This is a genomic window from Mesorhizobium sp. M7D.F.Ca.US.004.03.1.1 (assembly GCF_003998635.1).
Classification (GTDB): domain Bacteria; phylum Pseudomonadota; class Alphaproteobacteria; order Rhizobiales; family Rhizobiaceae; genus Mesorhizobium; species Mesorhizobium loti.
The window spans coordinates 1-6,646 of record NZ_RZQG01000280.1; the positions used below are offsets into that span (position 1 = coordinate 1).

Genomic DNA, 6,646 nt, shown 5'->3' on the forward strand with positions numbered 1-6,646 from the left:
GTCTCTTCCGGCCGGTTCCAGTAGCCAGGTGTGATGCTGGGGCCGGACAGCCATATCTCGCCTGGTTCCCCGGTAGCGACATCGCGGCCAGCGTCGTCGACGATGCGCAGCCCGATGGTCGGCGCCGCAAGGCCCGCCGAGCCTGCCTTGCTGGCGATGCGGTCGGCCTCGATGGGCATGCCGAGCACGGTGCCGGCTTCGGTCATGCCGAAGCCGTCGACCATGCGCACACCCTGTGCCAGCCACCAGTGGATGTTTGCGGCCGGATTGGGCGCGCCGCCAGTGAAGATGGCGGTCAGCGCGGTCCAATTCGAAGGCGCAAAATCTGGATGGTCGCGCAGCATCCTGGCCATCTGCGGTACGCAGAAATAATGGGTGACCCCGAGCGCGGGATCAGCCAGACGACGATTGGTGACGCCGGCGTCGAAGCCGGGCGAGATCAGCACCGTGCCGCCTTGCAACAGCGGCGGACGCAAGCTGGTGATGAGGCCGATGACATGGAACATCGGCGCGTCGCAGAGGAAGACGCTGGCGTTGCCAACGCGTCCCAGTACGCCGAAATTGACCGCAGTGGCCAACGCATTGCGTTCGGTGACGATGACCCCTTTCGGCCGGCCTGATGTGCCCGAAGTGTAGAGGATGATCGAAGGCGCATCGCTGGCCGGCAAGGACCGGCGCGGTGCCTGAACCTGTGCCTCGACTGCCGCCGTGAAGGCCGCGACTTCGATTGACATGCAGCCCTTGGGCGGCGCCATTTCAAGGGCGGTGTCATGCAACAGCAGCACCGGATCGCAATCGGCCAGGATCGCCTGCTTCTCGGCACTGGCGAGCCGCCAGTTGAGCGGCACGAAAATGGCGCCGAGCCGCATCGCTGCCTGCTGCAGGACAGCCAAGTCTGCGCTGTTGCGGGCAAGCGTGGCGATGCGCTGCCCCGGCTCGATGCCATGGCCGGTTTCAAGCACGCCGACAGCGCGCTGAATGGCCTCGTCGAGCGCGGCATAGGTCCACCGGCGGCCGGTTGCCAGGTCGACACAAGCGATACGATCCGGCTGCGTCCTGGCGTGCAGGGCCACGGGATCCGATGTCGTCCAGGCCGGCATCTGCAGCTCCTCCCCAGGATTGCCTTATGCTTGCACGGTCACCTTGCCTTGTCGTAGGCGGCAAGGCCGGGCTTGTAGCTCTTCTCGTCGATAAACTGGCGGATGCCTTCCTTGCGGCCGTCATTGTCGTAGGAATTGGCGGCCTCCTGCGCCCGCACCAGATAATCCTCGGCATTGTCGTAGGTCATCTCGGCGACGCGGCGGATGGCGTCCTTGGTCGCCTTCAGCGCAATCGGATTCTTCTTCAGCAGGATGGCAGCGACCTCGGTGACGCGCGCCTTCAGATCCGCCAGCGGCAGGCTTTCATTGACCAGCTTCCAGGCGGCGGCCTTCCTGCCGTCGATGAGTTCGCCGGTCAGCGCATGATACATGGCATCGCGCATCGACAGGAGGTCGACTACCACCTTGGTGGCGCCGCCGCCGGGCAGGATGCCCCAGTTGATCTCGGATAGAGCGAATTGCGCCTCGTCGGCGGCGAAGGCGAGGTCGCAGGCGAAGAGCGGGCCGTAGCCGCCGCCGAAACACCAGCCATTGACCATGGCGATGGTCGGCTTGCCGTACCAGCGCAGGCGCCGCCACCAGCCATACGCTTCGGACTGCGCCTTGCGGATGGCGCCGAGACCCTTGGCCTCGGTCTCGCGAAAGTACTCCTTGAGGTCCATGCCCGCCGACCAGGCGCTGCCTTCGCCGGACAACACCAGCACGCCGACATCGTCGCGGAACTCAAGCTCGTCGAGAACCTCCATCATGCGCCGGTTGAGCGCCGGGTTCATGCAATTGCGCTTGTCCGGCCGGTTGAAGCGCACCCAGGCAATGCCGTTCTCGACATCGAAGGCAACGGTCTCTTCGGTCATGGTCAGGTCCTCTCGTTCCGTCTGACAAATTGCTATGTAGCATAGCTATCGTATTTGCTATGTCGCATAGTCTTTTTTGCTTGACAAGAGGGGATGTTCGTGGCGATCGGTTGAAGCATGGAAAAGACCCGGCTCCGCACCAGTCCCGAAGACGCGCTCGACGCGCAGATCGGTTATAATCTGAGGCGCGCCTCAGCCTTGGCCTTGAATGATTTCGCCGTCGAGATGACTGACGCGGCGCTGCGCCCGGTCACCTACGCCATGCTGGCGCTGATCGACGAGAAGCCCGGCATCCGCGCCGCGGAGCTGTGCCGCCTGCTCGGCATGAGGAGCGCCAACATGGCGCCGCTGCTCGCCGAACTGGAAGAACGCGGACTGGTTGAGCGCGACGATCATGCCGAAGACGGACGCGTGCAGGTGCTCGCCCTGACGCAGGCGGCCAGGGAGGCCATGCCGGGATGGCGGCAACAGGTTCGCCGGCACGAGGACCGGTTCCTCCACAGGCTGACAAAAAAGGAGCGGGCGACGCTGCTTCGGTTGCTGCGGCTGATCTGGACGGACGAAGACTGAGGGGGCGGCCTACTTGGTTTCCTCGTCGGGCGCCGAAAGTCGCAGCAGCAGGGCGAAGAGCGCAATCACCGGTGGAATGACGAAGCACCATACATTGGCGAACGCAAAGCCAAGTGCAGCGGCGGCGCAGCCTACCGCGAACACGGCGACCGCCAGTGCCATGCGCCGCAGGCGGGCGATCAGGGCAGGGCGGGTCTCCGGAGCCACGCCGCCGATGAGATCACCAATGTCGAGCATGATCTGGGTGGTGGTGCCGGTCATCAGTGTCGATGGCGGTGCGGCCGCGAGATGGACACGGTGCACCGCATTCTGGATCGCCATCGCGGCGACCAGCGCCATGCCGGTGACAATCGCGGCCGCGCCGTCGCCACTGGCGAAGGGACCAAAGCGGATCGCCAGCGCAGCACCAATGACGAGCAGCGCCAGTTTGGCCGCCAGCAGGACCCCGAGCGCCGGCAGCCCCCGTCTGCGCAAGCGCTCACCGGCGAGCCGGGTCAGGATGACGACGACGCAGAAGACCGGCAATGCCAGCAGCTTTGCCAGAACACCCGAAATGCCGAGCACCAGCGAGGCGCCCAGCGTGACGAAATTTCCCGTCACATGCGCGGTGAACAGGCCTTGCAGCGCCAGAAACCCCGCCGTATCGACATAGCCGCCATTGAGGCTCAGCAGTAGTGGCAGCGTGGGTTTCATGGCGGCATCTCCAGTGACGGGCCTGGGATACCGTCTCATATCTCGGCGAGCCGTTCCATCATCTCGCCGCGAGTTGATCGTCTGTCGCGGGGTAGCGCATCATGCGACGGCCCGCGGCGCAGAACACCCTTCACCCCAGAATGATCTGGATCGCCTTGTCGACTACCGGATGCAGCCCACTCGCCTGGAAGGACAGCCGGTTGCCGGAGCCGACATTGCTGGTCATGGCGATGGTCAGGCTCGACTCCGGATCGTGCAGCATGACGGCGACGTAGCCGGGGATGCTGCCCTGGTGGCCGTGGAAGGCGCGGTCGGCGTAGGCGCTCTGGAACATGCCGGCGCCCGTTTCGCGCATGCGTGTGCCGGGGAAACTTGCCGGCACGCGGTGTTCGAACATCCCGGAGAAGAATGGCGGCGACAGCAGTTTGCCGGAGAACAGGCCGCGTATGAAGCTCACCATGTCGGACGGCGTCGACACCATGTCGCCGCAGCCATAGGCGGCGCCGAACGGGAAGGAATCCGAAGAATCCTGCAACGCATCGGAGTAGGGCAGCACGCCGTCCATGCGCCACATCTCGCCGCCCGAGGCGATGTCGGTGGGCGCGTTCGCCGCCGGTGGCGGCCGGTGGTAGTAGCCGCGCACCATCGATTTTTCCGGGAAGGCTTCGGTGGCCGGCGACCAGGTATTCTCCAGGCCGAGCGGCTGCAGCACCGCGCTTCTGACATAGCCGCCCAGCGACTGGCCAGAGACGGCCTCGATCACCATGCCGGCCAGCACATAGCCGGTGTTGTTGTAGACGGCGGGTCCGCCTGGCGCTTTCTGCTTGTCGGAGGCGAAGGCGATGTCGACCAGCTGCTGCGGCGTCCATTGCCGGCTTGGGTCCATCGGAATGTAATATTCGAACTCCGGCAGGCCGCTGCGGTGGTTGATCAGCTGGCGCACCGAAATGGCACCGGCGCCCGGCAGGTCGGGAAACCAGGAGGCGATCGGCGCACCGAGATCGAGCTTGCCGTCCTGGGCGAGCTTGACCAGGGCGGCGGCAACGAAGGTCTTGGTGCAACTGCCGATCTTGAACAGCCGGTCGGGCGAGACGGCAACGTCATGTTCCCGATCGGCGAGGCCGGCGGTGACGGCGGTTGGCGTCGCGCCGTTCAGCGCGTAGGCAAGCGAGGCGCCCACCGCGCCGTCGGTGAGATAGGTCTTGAGGAGGGCGTTCAGGTCTTCACGCATGGATTCTGCTTTCGCCTCTAAATCGCTGGTTTTATACATGTTGGTGCACCCTCGGGTCGAGCCCGAGGGCTGGGTCGCCAAGCTTCACTCCGCCATATCGACCGCAGCAAAGTTCTGCCGGCCGAAGGGGTCGAGCACGTAGTTGAGCACGCCCTTGCGGATCGGGATCGCCACCACCGAATGGGCGATCGGCGCCACCGGCACCTCGATTTTGAGGATCGCCTGCGCCCTGGCGTAGATGTCGGCGCGTTGCTTGGGGTCGGCGGCGACGCGGCCGTCCTGCAGCAGCTTCTCGAAGGCCGGATCGCACCAGCGCGAGCGGTTGGAACCGCCCTTCACGCCGTCGCAGGAGAGCAGATAGCTCAGCATGTTGTCGGGGTCGCCATTGTCACTGCTACCACCAAGCAGGTAGGCGTCCTGCTCTCCCGCCGCGGTGCGCTTGAGGTATTCGCCCCATTCGAAGCTGACGATCTCGGCCTTGACGCCGACTTTTGCCCAGTCGGCCTGGATCATCTCGGCCATACGCTTGGCGTTGGGGTTGTAGGGTCGCGACACCGGCATCGCCCACAGGCTGATTTTCAGGTCGCTCTCGTGGCCGGCTTCCTTCAGCAGTTTCTTGGCGCCGTCCGGATCATAGTCGATGCCGGCGTCGGTGACGGCGCCGATCTGCGCCGGCGGCACGACGCTGCCGGCCACCGTGCCGGCGCCGGCATAGACGGCGTCGACGATCGCCTTGCGGTCGATGGCCTTGGCCAGCGCCATGCGCACACGGACATCGCCAAGCGGCTGGTGCTCGACATTGAAGCCGAGAATGCCGATGTTCTGGCCCTTGAGGTCGAGCACGGTGATGTTGGGGTCGGTGCGCAAATCGGCGACGGCGCTTGGCGGCGGCGGGGCGGCGACCTGGCACTCATTGGCCTTGAGGCGCTCGACGCGCGTGGTCGGCTCGGGCGTGATGGCGAAGACCAGCGTGTCGATCTTCGGTGCGCCGCGCCAGTAGTCCTTGTTGGCGGCGTAGCGGACTTGGCTGTCAGGGACATAAGCCTGCAGCACGAACGGGCCGGTGCCGACCGGTTCAGAGTCGATCAGTTCCGGCGTGCCGGCGGCCACCATCTTCTCGGTCTGCTCCAGCGACAGGATGGAGAGATAGTCGAGCGCAATGCCGGGCAGGAAGGTGACGTTGGCCGCTGTCAGGGTGAAGCGCACCGTGTAATCGTCGACCTTGTCGACCTTTTCGATCAGCGTGCCCATGCCCAGCGCATTGAAGTACTCGTAAGCGCCGCCGCCGAGCTTGTGGTAGGGATTGTTGGCGTCTCGCTGACGGTTGAAGGTGTAGAGCACGTCGTCGGCGTTGAAATCGCGCGAGGGCGTGAAATGGTCGTTCGACTGGAATTTCACGCCGTGCCTGAGATGGAAGGTGTAGGTCTTGCCATCGGCTGAGACATCCCAGCTTTCGGCCAGCGCCGGACCGACTTCTGTCGTGCCAGGCTTGAACTCGACCAGCCGGTTGAAAATCGTCTTGGCGGCGGCGTCCATGGTGGAATCGGCGATGCCGATCGCCGGGTTGAAGGTCTCGGGATTGGCTTCCGAGCAATAGACCAGGGTTTTGGCGTAGGCCTGTCCGCCGAGAAGGACGGACGAGGCCAGCAGGGACGAGGTAAGGACTGCGCGCAGAACGGTGGATTTCATCGCAAACGCTCCTGATGACACTTTATGGTTGAGGGAAGGGCAGGCCGGTGAATTTCATGGCGTCGCCGCCGCGGTGATGAAGCGATCGGGAGCTAGCGCCGCAGAAGTGACGCCGCGTGCCGCGAGATCGTCGGGCAGGGGCTGGCCGCGCAACAGCGCCGAACCCAGCCGCGCGAGCGTCAGCGACACCTGGAAACCGTAGCCGCCCTGACCGCCGAGCCAGAAGAAGCCGGGCAGCCGCGGGTCGAAACCGACGACCGGCGTGCGGTCGGGCGAAAAGGTGCGCAGGCCCGCCCAGGGCGTCGACGGACGGTCGATGCGCAGCGATGTCGCCTGTTCGATGCGGTCGACTGCGATGGCGACGTCGATGTCTTCCGGATAGGCGTCGCAGGGTTCGGAATCGGTTTCGTCGGCGAGCGAGCCGATCAGCCTGCCGGCATCCGGCTTGAAGTAGAATTGTTCGTGCAGGTCGACCACCAGCGGCCAGGCGCTGATGTCCGTGCCGGCGG

General features: G+C 65.1%; 7 protein-coding genes. 1 reads left to right on the top strand and 6 read right to left on the bottom strand.

Features of this window, described 5'->3' with window-relative positions; translation table 11 throughout:
• Both EN935_RS17090 and EN935_RS17095 read right to left on the bottom strand, forming a co-directional pair.
• The coding region (locus EN935_RS17090) for an AMP-binding protein (RefSeq protein WP_245488991.1) at positions 1-1,100 on the bottom strand (1,100 nt) is incomplete at its 3' end.
• A gap of 38 nt (positions 1,101-1,138) precedes the next feature.
• Entirely contained in the window at positions 1,139-1,954 is an 816-nt protein-coding gene (locus tag EN935_RS17095) for a p-hydroxycinnamoyl CoA hydratase/lyase (RefSeq protein WP_127263485.1), read from the bottom strand.
• A 117-nt stretch (positions 1,955-2,071) separates the two neighbouring features.
• Here EN935_RS17095 and EN935_RS17100 point away from each other — a divergent pair, with 117 nt between their 5' ends.
• Positions 2,072-2,524: a MarR family transcriptional regulator gene (locus tag EN935_RS17100; protein WP_127263483.1), complete on the top strand. Its 453-nt coding sequence runs from the start codon at positions 2,072-2,074 to the stop codon at positions 2,522-2,524.
• 9 nt (positions 2,525-2,533) lie between these two features.
• Here EN935_RS17100 and EN935_RS17105 read toward each other — a convergent pair whose 3' ends face one another.
• From EN935_RS17105 to EN935_RS17120, 4 genes are all read right to left on the bottom strand, one after another.
• A complete protein-coding gene (locus EN935_RS17105; RefSeq protein WP_109660831.1) occupies positions 2,534-3,217 on the bottom strand; it encodes a YoaK family protein in 684 nt (227 codons plus the stop codon).
• A gap of 130 nt (positions 3,218-3,347) precedes the next feature.
• The gene (locus tag EN935_RS17110; RefSeq protein WP_127263481.1) at positions 3,348-4,448 is read right to left on the bottom strand and encodes a serine hydrolase domain-containing protein; all 1,101 of its coding nucleotides are present in this window, start codon (positions 4,446-4,448) and stop codon (positions 3,348-3,350) included.
• Positions 4,449-4,532: 84 nt separating this feature from the next.
• Positions 4,533-6,137, bottom strand: a complete 1,605-nt coding sequence (locus EN935_RS17115; protein WP_127263479.1) for an ABC transporter substrate-binding protein — start codon at positions 6,135-6,137, stop codon at positions 4,533-4,535.
• A gap of 54 nt (positions 6,138-6,191) precedes the next feature.
• A partial coding sequence (locus EN935_RS17120) for an FAD-binding oxidoreductase (RefSeq protein WP_164771171.1) occupies positions 6,192-6,646 on the bottom strand: 455 nt, incomplete at its 5' end.

Bases quoted from the DNA above. Each gene is read 5' to 3' on its own strand.
- EN935_RS17095 (WP_127263485.1), bottom strand. From the start codon at position 1,954: ATGACCGAAGAGACCGTTGCCTTCGATGTCGAGAACGGCATTGCCTGG.
- EN935_RS17100 (WP_127263483.1), top strand. From the start codon at position 2,072: ATGGAAAAGACCCGGCTCCGCACCAGTCCCGAAGACGCGCTCGACGCG.
- EN935_RS17105 (WP_109660831.1), bottom strand. From the start codon at position 3,217: ATGAAACCCACGCTGCCACTACTGCTGAGCCTCAATGGCGGCTATGTC.
- EN935_RS17110 (WP_127263481.1), bottom strand. From the start codon at position 4,448: ATGCGTGAAGACCTGAACGCCCTCCTCAAGACCTATCTCACCGACGGC.
- EN935_RS17115 (WP_127263479.1), bottom strand. From the start codon at position 6,137: ATGAAATCCACCGTTCTGCGCGCAGTCCTTACCTCGTCCCTGCTGGCC.